14 protein-coding genes are annotated in these 19,024 nt (G+C 28.2%); 1 reads left to right on the forward strand and 13 read right to left on the reverse strand.

Annotation, left to right across the window (positions count from 1 at the left end):
• Positions 1 to 220: 220 nt before the first annotated feature.
• Positions 221 to 1,039 (reverse strand): aldo/keto reductase, encoded by an 819-nt coding sequence (locus tag I2E83_RS13355; RefSeq protein ID WP_195265717.1) that lies wholly within the window; start codon positions 1,037 to 1,039, stop codon positions 221 to 223.
• Between the two features lie 1,145 nt (positions 1,040 to 2,184).
• Between I2E83_RS13355 and I2E83_RS13365 the strand changes: the two genes are divergently transcribed.
• Entirely contained in the window at positions 2,185 to 3,090 is a 906-nt protein-coding gene (locus I2E83_RS13365; RefSeq protein WP_195430336.1) for an ArsR family transcriptional regulator, read from the forward strand.
• A gap of 161 nt (positions 3,091 to 3,251) precedes the next feature.
• On the opposite strand, the gene I2E83_RS13370 is transcribed toward I2E83_RS13365, so the two are convergent.
• From I2E83_RS13370 to I2E83_RS13425, 12 genes are all read right to left on the reverse strand, one after another.
• The gene (locus tag I2E83_RS13370; protein ID WP_243249644.1) at positions 3,252 to 4,151 is read right to left on the reverse strand and encodes a carbohydrate ABC transporter permease; all 900 of its coding nucleotides are present in this window, start codon (positions 4,149 to 4,151) and stop codon (positions 3,252 to 3,254) included.
• A gap of 12 nt (positions 4,152 to 4,163) precedes the next feature.
• Entirely contained in the window at positions 4,164 to 5,069 is a 906-nt protein-coding gene (locus tag I2E83_RS13375; RefSeq protein WP_195430337.1) for a sugar ABC transporter permease, read from the reverse strand.
• Positions 5,070 to 5,131: 62 nt separating this feature from the next.
• The gene (locus I2E83_RS13380; protein ID WP_195430338.1) at positions 5,132 to 6,490 is read right to left on the reverse strand and encodes a sugar ABC transporter substrate-binding protein; all 1,359 of its coding nucleotides are present in this window, start codon (positions 6,488 to 6,490) and stop codon (positions 5,132 to 5,134) included.
• A 59-nt stretch (positions 6,491 to 6,549) separates the two neighbouring features.
• Positions 6,550 to 7,527, reverse strand: coding sequence for a family 43 glycosylhydrolase (locus I2E83_RS13385; protein ID WP_195430340.1), 978 nt, complete (start codon positions 7,525 to 7,527; stop codon positions 6,550 to 6,552).
• A 332-nt stretch (positions 7,528 to 7,859) separates the two neighbouring features.
• Positions 7,860 to 9,335, reverse strand: coding sequence for a glycoside hydrolase family 43 protein (locus tag I2E83_RS13390; RefSeq protein WP_195430342.1), 1,476 nt, complete (start codon positions 9,333 to 9,335; stop codon positions 7,860 to 7,862).
• Positions 9,332 to 11,584 carry a glycoside hydrolase family 127 protein gene (locus I2E83_RS13395; protein ID WP_195430344.1) on the reverse strand — a complete coding sequence of 751 codons (2,253 nt, stop codon included), beginning with the start codon at positions 11,582 to 11,584 and terminating at the stop codon, positions 9,332 to 9,334. Before I2E83_RS13395 ends, I2E83_RS13390 begins: the two co-directional genes overlap by 4 nt.
• 141 nt (positions 11,585 to 11,725) lie before the next feature.
• Positions 11,726 to 11,980, reverse strand: a complete 255-nt coding sequence (locus I2E83_RS13400; protein ID WP_195265721.1) for a DUF6171 family protein — start codon at positions 11,978 to 11,980, stop codon at positions 11,726 to 11,728.
• 1 nt (position 11,981) lies between these two features.
• The gene (locus tag I2E83_RS13405) at positions 11,982 to 13,457 is read right to left on the reverse strand and encodes an alpha-N-arabinofuranosidase (RefSeq protein ID WP_195265723.1); all 1,476 of its coding nucleotides are present in this window, start codon (positions 13,455 to 13,457) and stop codon (positions 11,982 to 11,984) included.
• A gap of 116 nt (positions 13,458 to 13,573) precedes the next feature.
• On the reverse strand, positions 13,574 to 15,067 hold the full coding sequence (araA, locus tag I2E83_RS13410; protein ID WP_195265725.1) for an L-arabinose isomerase: 1,494 nt from the start codon (positions 15,065 to 15,067) through the stop codon (positions 13,574 to 13,576).
• Between the two features lie 118 nt (positions 15,068 to 15,185).
• The gene (locus I2E83_RS13415) at positions 15,186 to 15,881 is read right to left on the reverse strand and encodes an L-ribulose-5-phosphate 4-epimerase (protein ID WP_195265727.1); all 696 of its coding nucleotides are present in this window, start codon (positions 15,879 to 15,881) and stop codon (positions 15,186 to 15,188) included.
• Between the two features lie 9 nt (positions 15,882 to 15,890).
• Positions 15,891 to 17,549 carry a ribulokinase gene (locus I2E83_RS13420; RefSeq protein WP_195430345.1) on the reverse strand — a complete coding sequence of 553 codons (1,659 nt, stop codon included), beginning with the start codon at positions 17,547 to 17,549 and terminating at the stop codon, positions 15,891 to 15,893.
• A 233-nt stretch (positions 17,550 to 17,782) separates the two neighbouring features.
• Entirely contained in the window at positions 17,783 to 18,862 is a 1,080-nt protein-coding gene (locus I2E83_RS13425) for a GntR family transcriptional regulator (RefSeq protein WP_195265731.1), read from the reverse strand.
• Positions 18,863 to 19,024: the final 162 nt, after the last annotated feature.

A 19,024-nucleotide genomic window follows, 5' to 3' on the forward strand; every position in this document is an offset into this window, starting at 1 on the left:
TTAACTTTATCAATAGTTTAGAAGATTGTCAAAATATATTAATATTTATTACTTTTTTCTTTTAATTATCTTTCAATCATTATCTTTACCTATATATTAAACTTTATATTCTAAGGTAAATATAAAAAGAAAAGAGTGTAAAATATATATAATTTCATACTCTTTTTCTTATTTACATTTCTATTTTATTAAGTATCTAAATTAAAATTTACTTTTTCTATTAAAAATCAAAATTGTCTGGATCAGCCCCTGTTCTTAAATTTCTATTCATTCCATCTATTAATTTCATATCTTCATTTGTTAAGTTAAAATCAAATACATCTGCGTTTTCTTTTATTCTTGATTCATGCACTGATTTAGGGAATACTACTATTCCTTTTTGTAATAACCATCTAATAATAACTTGAGCTGCAGATTTGTTATATTTTTCACCTATTTCTATTATTCCTTTATCATCAAGGCAAGCTCCTGAGCCAAGTGGTGACCAAGCTTCAAATACAATCCCTTTTTCTCTACACATTTCTAAAATATCATTGTCTTGCATTTGAGGATTAAACTCCATTTGATTTACTGCTGGAACAATTTCTGTATTATCTAATAAATCTTGAAGATGATGAGTTTTAAAATTTGATACTCCAATAGCTTTTGCTCTGCCACTTTTATAAATTTCTTCCATTACTTTATATGATGAAATATATTCATTTTTAACTGGCCAATGTATTAAGTATAAATCTACATAATCTAAGCCAAGTTTCTTTAAACTTAATTCAAAAGCTTCCATTACTTTATGATCTCTCATATCTTGATTCCATAGCTTTGTTGTTATAAACAACTCTTCTCTTGGAATTCCACTTTCTCTTATCGCTTCTCCTACAGCTTCTTCATTTTTATATGCTGCTGCAGTATCAATATGCCTATATCCTGCTTTTAATGCATCAAGAACAGCTTCTTTAGTTTCAGGACCACTTTGCCAAACCCCTAATCCAAATTGATAAATTTCAGTGCCAGTATTCATTTTTATCTTACTATCTATATTCATTTTTGACCTCCTAGATACTTTTAATATTTATTTATTATATAACTAATTTTTAAGGTTAGAAACTTTATATGATTTTTTTATTTATTTTGCACATTTGAAAAATTAAATAAAATCTAATTATATAAAATAGTATTAGTAAATAGAGTTAAAAATATTAAATTTAATATTTCATTTTAATTTAAAAGATTTGAACAAATATAATAAATAACTCTTAAAGTATTCACTTATAAAGTAAAACTATATAAAAATCCAGAATAAATATATTTAAATATAAATAAAATATTTTAGACTTTTTTAAAATATAATGATAAAATATACATATACAAGTATATTTTAGAGGTGATATTCAATGATTGACTATTCTAATTCTAACGAAAATAAAATTAGTAAATTATTCAACTATATACATTTGTTTTTTCTATCAAGTATTTATTTTTCAATATGCAATATTTTGCTAATCCTATCAGTTTATTTATTTGAAATAAGATTTTATAATATACTTATATTCTTGATAGCCTCTATATTATCTGGACCAGCATTAGTTGCATTATGTGCTTTCATTAATAAAATAATATCTGATGATAATTTATCTATAACAAAAGAATTTTTTTATTGTTACAAAAAGAATTTTCTTATTTCTTTAAAGCTATGGATACCTTTATTAATTACAGCTTTTGTAATAATATTTGATCTCAAATTATGTCTTATTAATAGTAAGTTTCTATTTTTAATCATCCCACTATTTATTATGTTAACTGTTGATATAATTTTAATGTCATACTCATTAATAATTATATCTAAATACAATATTAATACTCTAGATACGCTAAAACTCTCATTTTATCTTTTGATAAAAAATCCTTTTACTTCAATAGTAAATTTAGTTATTATATTATTAAGTACATTTATTTTAATTAATTCTAAATCGATAATAACATTATTTATTGTAAGCATTAGTTCATTTTTAATAATAAAAAATATGAAGCATGTATTTTTCTTTATAGAAAATAAATATTTAAAATAAATTTAGTATTGTTTTAAATAAATATAAAATAATACTAAAACAAAGAAAGTATAATGAATATATTTAATAAAAGAAAGGAGTTTTTTTAGAGAATTATATTCTCTAAAAAGAAGTACTACAGATGATACATATAAAAGATTTAAAAGACGGAATTTCAATTTTTAAAGCTTTAAGCTCAGAAGTAAGAATAGATATATTGAATTTACTTTCTGAATATAAACAACTAAATATAAATGAATTATCTGAAAAACTTAATTTAACAAATGGTGCTTTAACTATGCATATAAAAAAATTAGAAGAATGCGGTCTTATTGTCACTAATAATTTAACTGCTAAGCATGGATTGCAAAAGATTTGTTCTTTACATGAGACTAAAATTATAGTTGACATGGAATTAGATAATCCTGAAAATTCTTACGATTTAGATTTAGCAATAGGTCATTATTCTTCTTATGAAATAGAGCCTACATGCGGCATTGCAACTAAAGACAAATTAATTGGTGAAGTTGATAATCCAAATTATTTTGCTGATCCAGAAAGAATAAATGCCTCTATACTTTGGTTTACTAAGGGGTTTATAGAATATAAAATCCCAAATTATTTGAAGCCAAACCAAAGAGTTTCAGAGATTCAACTATCCATGGAAATAAGTTCAGAAGCTCCTGGTATATGTAATGATTGGCCATCGGATATCAATTTTTCTATAAATGATATAAATCTTGGCTCATGGACTAGTCCTGGAGACTTTGGAGATAGCAAAGGGCTTCTTACACCTTCTTGGTGGTTTCCAAATTGGAACCAATATGGACTTTTAAAATTGCTATCAATAAATCAATATGGTACTTTTATAGATGGATTAAAATTATCAGATATAACATTAGAAGATTTAAATTTGAGTTATAGAAGTGATATTTCTTTAAAGATATCTGTGCCTGAAAATGCTAAACATATAGGTGGATTAACTATCTTTGGAAAAGACTTTGGAAATTATAATCAAGGAATTCACGTTCGTGTTATATATAACTAAGGATTTGTATAATAATTAAAATTACTAAAAAAAGTATTAGTAAATATTGAATTTTCTCATTTATAGATTATTATCTTAATACCACTATAATGAGATTATATCAAAGCTTACTAATACTTTTATATTTATTGATTTATTCTTTTTATAATTATATTTCAATATTATCCTTTAATACCTGTAATAGCAATAGATTCAATAATCCACTTTTGGAAAATTACAAATACTATTATTATTGGTAACATTGACATAATTGATGCTGCCATAATTAAAGGAAAATCTGTTTGTATTGCATATGTTGCATTAAATGATTGTATAACCGTTTGTATAGTCATTCTTTCAGGTGTATTTATATATATAGAAGGTGCTAAATAATCATTCCATATTCCCATAAACCATAAAATAACTTGAGCTGAAATTGCTGGTCCAGATAATGGTAATATTATTTTATAATATATTTTAAAGAATGAGCAGCCTTCTAATCTTGCCGCTTCAATAAAATCAGTTGGTATCCCCTGCATGTATTGTCTCAAGAAAAATATCATACTAACATTACCAAATAGACCAGGAATTATTAATGGTTTTAATGTGTCAACCCATCCTATTTTAGAGAATATTATAAATTGCGGTATCATAATTATAGCAAAAGGAATCATCATGGTTCCAAGCAACGCTAAGAAAATTGTATTTTTATGAGGATATCTTAATTTAGCAAATGAAAATGCTGCTAAACTTGATGTAAATGTACCTATAGTAGTTACTAGTACACATACTATTAAGCTGTTTTTCAATCCGCTTAGTAAAGGTCCTTTTGTCCATATTTCTGAGTATTTACCCCAGTTTATTTCTGTCGGTATCCATACTGGTGGCATTGCAAATACTTCTAATTTATTTTTTACTGATGTTGATAACATCCAAAGTAAAGGAATTATCATCACTAGTGATCCTGCTAAAAGAGCTAAAAATAAAATAAAATTAACTAATTTATGCTGTTTTTTTCGTCCAAGACTTTTTGTTTGTTTTGACTTTTTCTTTGTAACCATAGTTTTTTCAATATTTAGCATTTATCTCACCTCCTACTCTCCAAATACTTCGTCGCCTTTATATTTAAATTGGATTAAAGTTATTATAAATATAAAGATAGCTAATATCCAACCTACTGCACAAGCATAACCCATTTGATAATTCTTAAACGCCTTATCCCATAAGTAATAAACAACTGTTGCTGCACTATAGTTAACTCCACCATTATCAACCATAATTGAAGGTTCAATAAACATTTGAGAGCCTCCTATTATACCAGTAATAATTAAATAAAAGGTAACAGGTCTTAAAGTTGGAATCGTTATATATTTAAAAACTTGAAAAGTATTGGCACCATCTATTTCTGCGGCTTCTTTTAAATCTTTAGGGATACTTTGTAATCCAGCTAGATATAATAACATTGACATACCTAAACCCTTCCATATCGTCATAGCCATAATAGCAGGTTTAACTGTAGCCTCATTATTTAACCAATTAGGTCCATCTATTCCAAATACACTTAATACCTGATTTAATAATCCATAATCCCCATTATAAACCCATCTCCACAATATGGATACTGCTGCAATAGATGATATAACAGGAATATAATAAAGCACTCTAAAAGTATTTCTTCCTGGAATATCTCTATTCATTGCAAGAGCTAATAATAAAGATAATACAAGTCCTATCGGTATCCCTATCATCATAAATAAAGTATTCCATATAGATTTCCAGAAGTTTGTATCTGCAAATATTTCTTTGAAATTTTGTAATCCTATAAATTCAGCTTTCCCTATTGATGTCCAGTCTGTAAATCCAGCATAAAGTGAAAAAAGTAACGGTACAAATGCAAATAGGAAAAATTGTAATACAGGTGCAAGAACAAATAAATATCCTTCTCTTCTTTCTTTTGCATAATAACCTGATTTAAATTTTGATTTAGCCTTTAATTCCATGCCTTTCCTCCCACATATTCAATATAAGTGTTAGGGATGACCCTAACACCTATATAAAACTATTAATTCTTAGCCTTTTCTTTAGATTCCTTTTCTATAGCCTTATCTAAAAGAGCTTGCATTTCCGGTTGAACTTTTTCACAGTAATCTTTAGCTGAAATTTTTCCATCTAATACATCTTGAATACCTTCAAAAAATTTATTATACCATTCAGCATTATAAGTTCTTTCTCCTGGTAGTGGCTTACCGTACTTTTCTATTAAATTAATAAATACTTGCTTATTGTGAGGGTTATTATCTGTATTTAAGTAGTAGTCCTTAGCTAATGATTTTATATTAGGAACTTGTATTTGTTTATCTGCAACCATCTTATTTGCATCTACATCTGTAGATAAGAAAATTGCTAAGTTAACTGCTTCTTGAGGATATTTAGTATTTGCTGAAACCGCAAATCCAACTGAGCCTAGCCAACTTGCTGTTTGACCTGTAGAACCTGCTGGCCAAGGAATTATATCATATTCAAATGGAAGATCTTCAAATGCTGCTATATCCCATGGAGCAACAGCAAAGAAACCTAACTGACCTTTTAACCATCTTTGATAAGTATCTAAAGTTTGTGCTTGTTCTGCAGATGGTGTAATTTTATATTTTAATGTTTGATCTGCAAAGTATTGTAATGCTTCAACAAACTTTGTATCTGTTACTGTAACTTTAGTAGCATCTTCGTTTATCCAATCAGCTCCATTACTATATACAAAAGGTTGAAGTGACCAGTTAATATTTAAACCAGTACCCCATGAAGAATCATCTCCACCTGTATCATTAGTAAGCTTTTTACAAACATCCATGAATTCTTCCCATGTATATGGTTTTTCTTTGTCTGGTAATGGAATCCCTAACTTCTCAAATAATGTCTTGTTATACCCAAATCCAAATGGTCCTACATCTTTTGGCATTGCATATAAACTGCCTTCTCCGATTACTTCTCCATTATATTTATATTTCTTTAATGCAAGATCCCAAACATCATCTAGCTTAATAATTCCGTCAGATTCTGCTTTTTCTATATACTCATCTAAATTGAGCATTTTTCCAGAATTAACCCATGCCTTTACATCTCCAGGTCCCATATAAACAACATCCGCCATAGTATTAGAAGCCATAGCTGCTTGTATTTTTTGACCATATTGATCTTGAGTAGTTGAAACAAGTTTAACTTTAACATCTGGATACTTTTCTTCGAATTTCTTTATAACTTGCTCATAAACTTCTGTTTCTTGAGGTTGTCCATAACACATCCAAGTTATTTCTTTTTTTCCGTCAGCAGTTTTAGCACCTTCATCATTAGCACCACTACCACATCCAACTAACATAACAGCTGTAGCAATCATAGCAAAAAATCTTTTTGACCTTTTTAACATAAATAATCCTCCCACATAATTATTCTTTTATACCTCAAAGCTTAAACTAAATTTAAGGTTTAAACTTCAAATTCTTTACTATCCTTTGATGGAATTCCAAAGTTAGGTGTTCCATCATCATTCCAATGAATAATTTCAATTCTCGCATGTCTATTTGGGTCTGATAAAGGATCTCCCTTTAATTCTAAGTAATTTCTAGAATGATAAATTAATAAATCTAATTTTCCATCTTCTGATGTTGTAAAACTATTATGTCCTGGTCCATATTGCCTATTTTCATAAGATGATTTAAAAACAGGATTTTTTGACTTTTTCCATGAATTTTTATCTAATAAATTGCTATTTTCATCTGCTGTTAGCATTCCCATACAGTAATTTTCATCTGTAGCACTTGCCGAATATGTCATAAATATCTTACCATTCTTTTTAATAACTGCTGGTCCCTCATTTACCCAATATAATTTTGTTTCCCAACCATATTCTGGCTTAGATAATAAAACAGCTTTACTTTTTAAAGTCCATGGATTTTCCATTTCAGCTATATAGATATTAGAATTTGATTTAGATTCTGCTTCACAATCTTCTTGAGCCCACACATAATATAATTTACCATTATGTGAAAAAGTGGTAGCATCTAACGAAAATGAATCCCAACCTGTATTAATTCTTCCTTTTTCTATCCATTTACCCTTTAAGGGATTTTCGCTTTCACATTCAATTACATACATCCTATGATTAAATGTTTTTCCTGTAATATTCTTATCAGGAGCAGCTGCAAAATATATATACCATTTCTTATTGATATAATGAATTTCTGGAGCCCAAATTAATTGGCTCATTTCTCCACATTCATGCTTTTTCCATACTGTAATAGCTTCTGCATCTTGAAGATCATTTATTTTTTTGGCTCTTCTAAGTTCTATATAATCAAATGAAGGTACTGAAGCTGTAAAATAATAATAACCATCTGTATGCCTATATATACATGGATCTGCTCTTTGAATTACAATTGGATTATTGTAGACATCATTTCCCATAACTTTTCCTCCATACTCGTAATATCGTTTACAATTAAGTGTATTATAAACTCTCTCCCCCTTGATTAATTTTTACTAAATCTTACATTTATAATATACTATTTTTTGTTATAATAGTCAATAAATTATTTTAGATAAATCTAAAATAATTTTAGGTTTTTCTAGAGTAAATAAAATTCCGCTGTAATATATTTAGATTTATCTATGCTTATTTCCATTTTATTACCTTAGAAAAATAAAAATAGATATTATTTTAACAAAATATAAAATAATATCTATTATTAATACCTTTATGCACTTTTATTATATACTTTTGTATAATATCATTAAAATTACTTTTTTACTCCCCATAAAGCTATACCATTATTACTTCCCATTACGGTGAAAGTCATAGTATATGATTTATTATTTATGTCATATTGCTCAACAAATACACCTTTATATATTTCTCCATCTATATTTATATCTATTTTATTTCCGTCTTTAAATTTAAAAGTACCTTCAATATCTCCAGTTATTGTTCCATCTTTGTTTAATTTTATATTTACAAATTCCCTAACTAAATCAAATATTTCTCTTCCATGATTTATAAAACTATATTCTCCAAGAATTTCTTTTTCTTTATACTCACCAATACTTTCACCTATATATCTATATGGAGAAACTACAAACCAATCGTCTTCATTTAAATACATTTGATGAACTCTAACTTGATATGATTCTCCCGTATCTGGAAATCTTGTGTGGAATATTAAAAAATATCTTCCTGTTTCTTCATCATAATAAACAGAATTATGTCCTGGTGATACATATCCCAAATCTGATGGATCTAAAGATTCATCATTAATATTCTCACTTATGGGATATCTAAAATTTCCAAATAGCTTATTGCCATAATTCATTATATATTGATTTTGAGCTGCTAAAGCCTTTCCACTTACTCCTTTACAATCAATCATATCATTTCCCATAGCATCGTAATATGGTCCATCTGGATTTTTAGCTCTAGCTACTCTCATATTATATCCAGAATCCGATGTTAGTCCACCAAAAGATAAAAATAAATAATAATATCCTTTTTCTTTATTATAAGTAACATATGATGCTTCAATTTCAGAGTGGTACCCTCCTAATATCTTCTTTCCATAAGTTCCTTGTCCACCTAATATTGATCCATTATCAGGATTCATCTCTAATATATAAATCCCTCCTGAATATGAACCATACATCATCCAAAGCCTCCCATCTTCATCATAAAAAAGAGCAGGATCTATTGCATTTGGGTTAATATTTGCATCATATATTTTTTCTTCTTCATTTTCGTCTATATATTTTAACTCATCTTTTCCACTGGATTTAACTAACAGCCCTAAATTTTTAAATGGTCCATCTATACTATCTGCTACTGCATATCCTATAGCTCCTTGAGGCGAAGAACCTTCACATACACAATAATACAAATAATAATTCCCATCATTTAATTTTATCCAATCACTAGCCCAAAAAGTCGTAGTTTTTCCCCAGTCTAATGCTTCCTTTAATTCTACTTTTATATTCTCAAATAACTTTTGGTTTTTAACAGAATCCGAAATACTTGTCCAATTTATTAAGTCTGTTGATTTAGCCTCAGCCATATGGGATCCAGTTATATAAAATGTATCATCAACCTTTATAACTGCTGGGTCATGAACGGAAACATTTTGGAAAGTTATATCAACTTTCTCATCCTTTGAAGTACACGCTACACTACTTAATATAACTCCTGTAAGAACTACTGCTGAAGTACACTTTTTTACGAATTTACTCATAAAATCCCCCTTAGCTCACGTTTTTTATTTACTAGTCTGGCTGAAAATATCTTTCCCGTTGATAAATTTCCTCTTGCTTTTATTTTTATTTCTATTTTTTCTTTTATAATCTCCTTTGGAATATGGTAAAGGTAATATGATACACCATTCTTTTCTTCATTTTCAATAATTTCTTTTTCTAACAATTTATCTTCTAAATAAATATCAAATGACGTTTTATCTTGATTTAATTTATTTAAATATAAATATAGCTCATCTTCTAATCCTGCTTCTAATAAAAAGCTAAAATGTCCCTTATCTAGTGCTTCTCTATATCCCATGCTATATTCTAAAGAATAACCTGAAATTGAATTTTTAGTACTTAGTTTATGTTCTATTTCCATTTGCTGCTCGTTAAAATTAATTTTATCTATAGTTATACTTTCTAATAATTCATTATAGCTAAATAATCCTTTGTTTTCATATTCACTTTTAGTCATTTTAGTAAAGTAAATACTATATCTTTCATGGTGAATATCATAAAATGGCTTTAATTTCACAAAATTATTGATATTTCCATTATTAAAATTTAGTTTAAACTCTAAGCTTTGATCTTCTATTTTCGTAATATTTTCCAGAAGCTTATTATCTTCACTTATTATCATAGGTACATCTATACATTTATAGTGATTCAATTTTAAGTGATCTTCTAATATATCAGTTTCTGGGAAATTTTCTCTACCAAATGTTCCTGCTAAAACTAATGGTCCATACATAAAGCAAATTTTATTTTTATCTTCTCTTGATGTATAAATGTGCAAATTCATATTTAAATTAATATTTAAAACATCACCTTTTTTCCATAGCTTACTTATAGAAATGTATCCTTCCTCTTTTTTATAATTTATTTCATCATTATTAAGAGAAACTTTAATATCTCCATTTAACCAATAAGGAATTCTTATTTTTATTTCATACATTAAATCATTTGTTTCTTCTATTATAATCTTTGTTTTTTCTTCTTTCGGAAAATCTGTAATTTGCTTTATTTTTACATTTTTATCTTCTAATTCTATGTTAGAAGCAACAAATAAATTTATATATACGTTATTATCATCTACGTAATATATATTCCCTGTATACTTACCTGGGTTTTCCATGCCAGTTCCTGTACAACACCAAAAGGAGTTATCTGGTGAACAATAAACCTTAAAATGGCCTGGTTTTGTTGATACAAAGTATGTTTTCATTCCACTTATTGGATCTTGTGATGCAAGTATATGATTATATAATGCTTTTTCATAATAATCCATATATTTAGTGTCATGATTCCACTTATATAAATATTCTGTAAGTTTTAACATATTGTAAGTGTTACAAGTTTCAGCTGTTGTAACCCCTAAAGTTTCACTTCCTATTTTTCCAAAATGTTCATCTATGCTATTTCCTCCAATAACATATGACCTTTTACTTGTAACTATATTCCAAAAATATTCACTAGCTTTTCTATATTTTTCTTCTTTTGTAATATCATAAAGCTTTGCAATTCCAAGAATTTTAGGTATTTGAGTATTAGCATGTTTACCTTCAAGTTCATCTTTTTCATCTATGAGAGGATATATAATTTCCTTATCTATAAATCTTATTGCTAATTTTAAGTAATCCTCATTTTTAGTTATTTCATATAACTCTCCCATAACTTCGCACATTCCGCCATGCTCACAATAAAGCATTTTATCAAATTCTTCTTCTGTTAAATTGTCCAATCCTTTTTTTGCCCAATTTGATAACTTTATTAATATATCTAAGGCTTTTTTATTATTTGTTAGCTTATATGAATCTAAAAGACCTGCATAAATTTTATGGATACTATACCACGGAACCCAACTGCCACCTAAATCAAATCTTGTTACATTAAAATTCTTACTAAAAACCTTATCAAAGCAATCTTTCTTAAAACCACTTACATATCCACTCTTTTCTATATCTTGTAAATATCCTAGCTCATCTATTGCATAATCTAACTTTCTTTTAATTTTTTCATCTTCCGTTGCTACATACATATATGATAGTGCTGAAAGATAATGACCAAGTGAATGACCGCTTATTTCTCTTTCTTCCCAACCACCATATCTTTTATTTTTAGGCTCTAATCCAATTGCTTCATAACATGGTGCTAACAATCTATCAACATCTAAATAAAGTAAGTATTCCTTTCCCTTACTTTCTGATTCTTTAAATATTCCATTTAACAACTTTATTTTACTCATATATTAACCTCTCAACTTTTAATAGTTTTTAATATAAAAAATAATATCAATTCTTATACTTTTAGTACTTAAATTGATATTATTTTTTATTTCTAAAATATCTCTACTTTGCCTATTTCATATTTTTACAAGCCTACTATTTTACCAATATTTATTTTTGTTAGGACAATAATTCTTTTTAACAGCAGCTCTAATTTCAACGAAACATCCGCACAATTTACACATTCCATTTATTAATGAATCACATTCTTTGCATATATTTAATCTTCTTTTATACTCTTCTTCGCTAGCCTTAATATAATCATCTATTGCAGAAATATATTCTTTCATATGAACATATTCTTCTTTACTTAAAACTTCATCCATAAGACATCGTCTGCAAAATGTTTTACTCATATTATTCAATAATAAATCTCATAACGCTACATTTTGGAATTGTGAAGTTTAATCCTTTTTCTGTTACTATAAAATTATTAAATTCTTCAACATTAACTACATTTGGATTTTCAAATGTATTGCAAGCTGTCATTTCATTAGTTAATATATTTGCAGTAATATTTGTAGGTTTTTTACCTAATAATTCTGTTTCCACTTTATAATCATCAGTTATGGATAAGTTATTAATAGTAAATATTATTCTGCCATCTTTATCTATTGAAGCTGATTCATGTAAATTAGGTACTAAATTATCTTCTTCTAATCCTATTTCTTTAGTTTCAATATAACTTTCTAAAAGAGTTGCTTCTTGATGATCTTTATACATATTAAAGACGTGATATGTTGGTGTTAATACCATATTTTCGCCTTCTGTTAAAATAACAGATTGTAGTACATTTACAAGTTGAGCTATATTAGCCATTTTTACTCTTTTTGAATTTTTGTTGAAAATATTTAAGTTAATACCAGCAATAAGGGCATCTCTCATTGTATTTTGTTGATATAAAAATCCTGGATTAGTTCCTGGTTCAACATCATACCAACTCCCCCATTCATCTACAATTAAACCAACTCGTTCTTCTTTATCGTATTTATTCATTATATTTATATGATTTTTTATAAACTCATCTATTTTAAGAGTTTTTTTCAATGTTTTATACCAGGTTTCATTATCAAATTCTCTAGCGCTACCTTTATCAGACCATCCTCCAGGGAAAGTATAATAATGCAAACTTAAACCATCCATAAAATTGCCAGCTATTTTCATTACCTCTTCTGTCCAATTATAATTATTGTCATTTGGACCACAAGCTATTTTATATAATTTGTTTCCAGGATAATTTCTACAATAAGTTTGATATCTTCTATACATATTTGCATAGAAATCTGGCGTCATATTTCCACCGCAACCCCAATTTTCATTTCCTACTCCAAAATATTTAACCTTCCAAGCTTCCTCATGTCCATTTTCTTTTCTAATATCAGCCATTGGAGATACACCATTAAAAGTTAGGTATTCTATCCATTCTGACATTTCTTGAACTGTACCACTACCTAAATTTCCATTTATATAGGGTTCACATTCAAGTTGCCTACATAGCTCCATAAATTCATGTGTTCCAAAACTATTGTCTTCAATTGTTCCACCCCAGTGAGTATTTATAAGTTTTTTTCTTTTTTCTTTTGGCCCAATTCCGTCCTTCCAGTGATACTCATCTGCAAAACAACCACCCGGCCATCTTAAAACTGGTATTTTCATTTCTTTTAAAGCTTGTACAACATCTGTTCTCATACCATTTGTATTAGGTATATCAGAGTTTTCTCCAACATATATTCCTTCATAAATGCATCTTCCTAAATGCTCAGAAAAATGTCCATATATCTCCTTATTTATTTTTGAAATCTTTTTGTCAGTATTTATTATATATTTAGCCATTTCCTCACCTTTTAGTTACCCTTTCTTGAATCGTATATTTTTATATTTATATTAATCTTAGTTTTTACATTAACTTTAAATTCACCTTGATTTTGAATTGTTTCAACATCAATTCATTATTTATTTAACATCCAATAAATGCTATTCCATTTCAATTCATTTGAGAAATCTCTTATATTAGTATTTTCTCCTATTACAACTGCTTCTAAGCCATACATATCTGCAAGATAACATAATGATTCTGCATCAACTACATATGAAAATGAAGTATGATGAGCTCCACCAGCTAGTATCCAGGCTTCAGCTCCAACTTTTAATGATGGCTCTGGAGTCCATAAAACTCTTGCAACAGGAAGGTTTGGTAAATCTTTTTCTACTTCCTTAGCATTTACTTCATTTATTATTAATCTCATTCTTCCGCCTAAATCTATTAATGAAGCACATACAGCTTTTCCTGATTGGCCACTAAATATAAGTCTAGCTGGATCATTTTTATCTCCAATTGATAAAGGTTTTACATCTATTCTTGGCTTGTTTGCAGCAACCGTTGGACAAACTTCTAGCATATGAGCACCTAATATCATTTCATTTCCTGGCTCAAAATGATAAGTATAGTCTTCCATAAATGATGTTCCAATATTATTTGACATTATCTTCATTAACCTTACTAATCCAGCAGTTTTCCAGTCCCCTTCTCCTCCAAATCCATATCCATCTTCCATGAGTCTTTGTACTGCAAGTCCAGGTAATTGTTCCATTCCATGTAGTACTTGGAAGTTAGTAGTAAACGCTGTATAATCGCCTTTTTCTAGGAATCTTCTTAATGCAACTTCAACCTTAGCTTGATATTTTATAGCATTTCTAACACTGCCTTCTATTTTTCCTTCTTCACAAAAATCATATTTTTCTTCATAAATCTTAATTAATTCTTCTACTTCATTAGAAGTAACCTTTTCTATTTCCTCAACTAAATCACCAATCCCAAAGGCATCACAAGTCCATCCAAGTTTTATTGCAGCTTCAACCTTATCCCCTTCAGTTACAGCAACATTTCTCATATTATCATCAAATCTTGCTATTTTTATATTTTGGCCTTCAACAAATGCAGCAGCAACAGACATCCACTTATTTATATCTTTATGAACTTCTTCATCTTGCCAATGTCCAACTATAACCTTTCTCTTGTTTCCCATTCTCGCATTTATAAATCCAAATTCTCTATCTCCATGTGCAGATTGATTCAAATTCATAAAATCCATATCCATAGTATCCCATGGTATATCTCTGTTAAATTGTGTGTGGAAGTGAAGTTGTGGTTTATTTAAGATTGATAAACCTCTAATCCACATTTTAGCTGGTGAAAATGTATGCATCCATGTAATTATTCCTGCACAATTTTCATCATTATTTGCTGCTAAGCAAACATCATATATTTCCTTAGCATTTCTAACTGTTGGCTTATAAATTATATTGTATTTAATGCTATCAACTTCATTTAATCCTTCTACAATTTTTTGAGAATCTACAGCAACTTGCTTTAATGTTTCTTCGCCATACAAATCTTGACTTCCTGTTACAAACCAAAAACTATATTCTTTAACTCTTAACATATTAACCCCTCCTAAATTCTACTTTAAATTAATTATTTTATGTCCTATAAAATAGCTTAAAAACTTTTTAATTCAATCACTTGTTAATAAATACTTATCCATTTATCTATTGTGTTGACTACTTTTGTCCGTAGTATGCATTTTCACCATGTTTTCTAAAGTAATGCTTATCTTGAAGTTCCTTATTTATTGGAGTTACATGATTATTTAAGTTTTCAGTTATAAGTGCCATTTTAGCAATTTCCTCTAAGACTACTGAATTTGATACTGCTTTACTTGGAGTCTCCCCCCAAGAAAAAGGCCCATGACTTCCAACTATTATTCCTGGAATGCTTAAAACTTCAATATTTCTTGATTCTAAAGTTTCAATTATTACAAATCCTGTATTTCTTTCATATTCAGTTTTTATTTCGTTATTTGATAACATTCTAGTGCATGGAACTGATCCATAGAAAGTATCTGCATGAGTTGTTCCATATGAAGGAATATCTCTTTTTGCTTGTGCCCATGATGTTGCAAATGTGGAATGAGTATGAACTATCCCTCCTAAATTAGGAAACCTTTTATAAAGCTCTACATGAGTAATTGTATCTGATGAAGGTCTTAAATTTCCTTCAACTATATTTCCTTCTAAATCTACAACTACCATATCCTCTTCTTTCATTTTTTCATAGCTTACTCCACTTGGTTTTATAACAATTAATCCATTTTCTCTGTCAATTCCACTAACATTTCCCCATGTTAAAACAACTAAATTATTTTTAACTAAAGCTAAATTAGCTTCAAAAACTTCCTTTTTTAATGCTTCTAACATAGTTACCTCCTAAAGTTTTCTCATTTTCTTTAGATCTTTCATCACATCGTTTTCACCCCTGCCGAAGTAATCGTGTAATCTATCATAATGAGCATAAATTTTTGAATAAATTTCTACATTTTCTGGTATAGGAGTTATTACTTCATCTAGTAATCTTGGAATTACTTTTGCTGCTTCATGTATTGAGTCAAATCCGCCATTTTCTTTCCCAGCTACAACTGCTCCAAACATAGCTGAGCCTAATGCTGGTGTTTGAGTGGATTTAGAAATTCTAATTGGAAGATTTGTTACATCAGCATAAATTTGAACTAACATTCTATTTTTTTGTGGTAATCCCCCACAAGTATATAGTTCATTTATTTCAACACCATATTCATTAAAAGTATCTACTATTTTTTTATGTCCATAAGCTGTTGATTCAATTAAGGCTCTATAAATTTCTTCTGGCTTCGTATTTAAATTTAAGCCTAATATAAATCCAGTTAAATCTGTATCAACTAAAACTGTTCTATTACCATTTAACCAATCTAAAGCTAAAAGACCTGAATCTCCTGGATTTAACTTTTCTGCTTTCATAGTTAAATATTGATGTATATTTAATCCTAGCTTGTCCGCTTCCTCTATATATGATTTTGGCACACAACTATTAACAAACCATGCAAAGATATCTCCTACAGCTGATTGTCCAGCTTCATATCCATAAAGACCTGGTATTATTCCATCTTCTACATAACCACAAATTCCTGGTACAACTACTTCTTTATCTGATAAAACCATACTACATGTTGAAGTTCCCATAATCATAACCATTTTTCCTGGCTCTGTAACTCCCATAGCTGGCACAGCAACATGAGCATCTACATTAGCTATTGCTATTGGCATTCCAGTCTTTAGTTTAAGTTTTTTAGCCATTTCTTCAGTTAACTCTCCTGCTCTTTCTCCTAAACTAGTAACTTCACAATCATATTTATCTTCAAATAAATTTTCTAATCTTGGATCTAATGCTTTTAAAAACTCTTTTCTTGGAAATCCTTCTTGCTTATGCCAAACTGCTTTATATCCAGCTGTGCAACTATTTCTGGTTTCTTTACCTGTAAGTTGCATTATTACCCAATCTGTAGCTTCTATGAATTTATCTGTTTCTTCATAAACCTTTGAATCTTCATTTAGCACTTGCCATACCTTTGGAATAAACCATTCAGATGATATCTTTCCTCCATATCGACTTATAAATTTTTCACCCATATTATTTGCTATTTCATTTAACTTATTTGCTTCATCTTGAGCTGCATGATGCTTCCATAGCTTAACATAAGCATGAGGATTACTTTTGAATTCATCCAAATAACAAAGAGGAGTTCCATCCTTTTTCATAGGTAATATTGTACATGCTGTAAAATCAATTCCAAGACCTATAATATCTTCTGCTTTTACACCTGATTTCTCAATTATCTTTGGAATAATGTATTCCAATACATCCATATAATCCTTTGGATGTTGCAAAGCCCAAAAAGGCTCTAATTTTTTACCACAAGGAAGTTTTTCTGTCATAACAATATGAGGATAAGTCATCATTTCTGAAACAACTTCTTCTCCTGTACTAACATTAAGTAGTAATGCTCTTGCAGATTCACTACCATAGTCAACTCCTATAGAATATTTACTCATAAATTCCCCTCCATTTTACATACAAAATATAAAACATTTAAAACACTACCCATCAGTACGTACAATTATATATTTATTATAAATGTTACGTACAATTAAATGATAGCAAATAAAATTTATATTGTAAACATTTAAAAGTAACATATTTTTGCATTTTTCAGAAAATTATATTTTAAATAAAAAAAGTATGTTTAACACTTTGTTAATACATACTTCTATTTATGATTCAATATTTATATTTTTCTGACACTATCCTTTTTAACTATTTCTGGATCATATATATAATTTGCTTTATCTTTTTCCTTGTTTATTAATGAAACTAGAATTTCTGCTGCTTTTTTTCCCATTTTTTCTTTAGGATGGTTTATAGTAGTTATACCATAATCTAATATTTCAGAAATAGTTTCGTCATTATCGTAACCTACAATGGATAAATCTTCTGGTATTTTTAAGCCTAGTTCTTTAGCCACTTTAATTACTTTTATGGCTGTTTTATCATTATAACATACAACTGCTGTTGGTCTATCCCCTCTACTTAATAGGTTCTTTGCAAAAGCATATACATAAAAATCTTCTTCGTAAGTTTTAAAATTCCCTATTATTGTACTATCAATTTCTATTTTATTTTTTTCTAATGCTTTTAAATAACCCTTTTTACGCTCTAACCCCTGTATATCATCTTCTTTAAAAATTCCAGCTATTTTTTTATGACCTAAATTAATTAAATAATCACAAAGTGTATAAGTTCCCTTTTTATCATCCATTATAACATAAGATTGGTTTTCCTTATCATATGTTGCATTTATCATAAGATAAGGTATATTGTTTTTATCTATTTCTGCGTAGTAATCTTCATTAGTATTTCCTAAGGCACTTGCTGTTGGTTCAATTATTGCTCCAGCAACATCATATTCTAATAGCTTTTTTAATTGCTCTCTTTCCTTAGCCTTTTCATTATTAGTATTTAACAATAATATATCATAACCATTTTCATTTAATGCTTCCTGAATACCTTTAATTAAATATGGGAATATATACTCAGATATATATGTAGTTATTACTATAACAAGCTTACTATGTGTCTTTTTTAATTTATCTAATTTTTTAGCATAAGCACCTTTGCTTTTTTCTCTATAAATATAGCCTTCTTTTTCTAGTTCTACTATAGATTGTCTTACTGTATGCCTACTTACAGAAAAAATTTGCCCAATTTCTTGTTCTGTTGGTAGCTTTTCATTTTCCTTTATTTCTCCTGATGATATTTTATCTTTATAAAATTCAAATATTTCAATGTATTTTATTTTTTTATCCATGCCTTAACTACCTTTCATATATTGTACATACAATTATATTATATTTTGAAAGTTAATTGCAATATATTATTTAATGTATAATTTTTTTGAATGAATATTTATTTATGTATTTAGTTTAAATAATATGAATTATTTTAGTTAATAATCAAAATAGATTTACCT

Origin of the sequence: Clostridium sp. D46t1_190503_E9 (assembly GCF_015555225.1) — a bacterium.
GTDB lineage: Bacteria > Bacillota > Clostridia > Clostridiales > Clostridiaceae > Clostridium.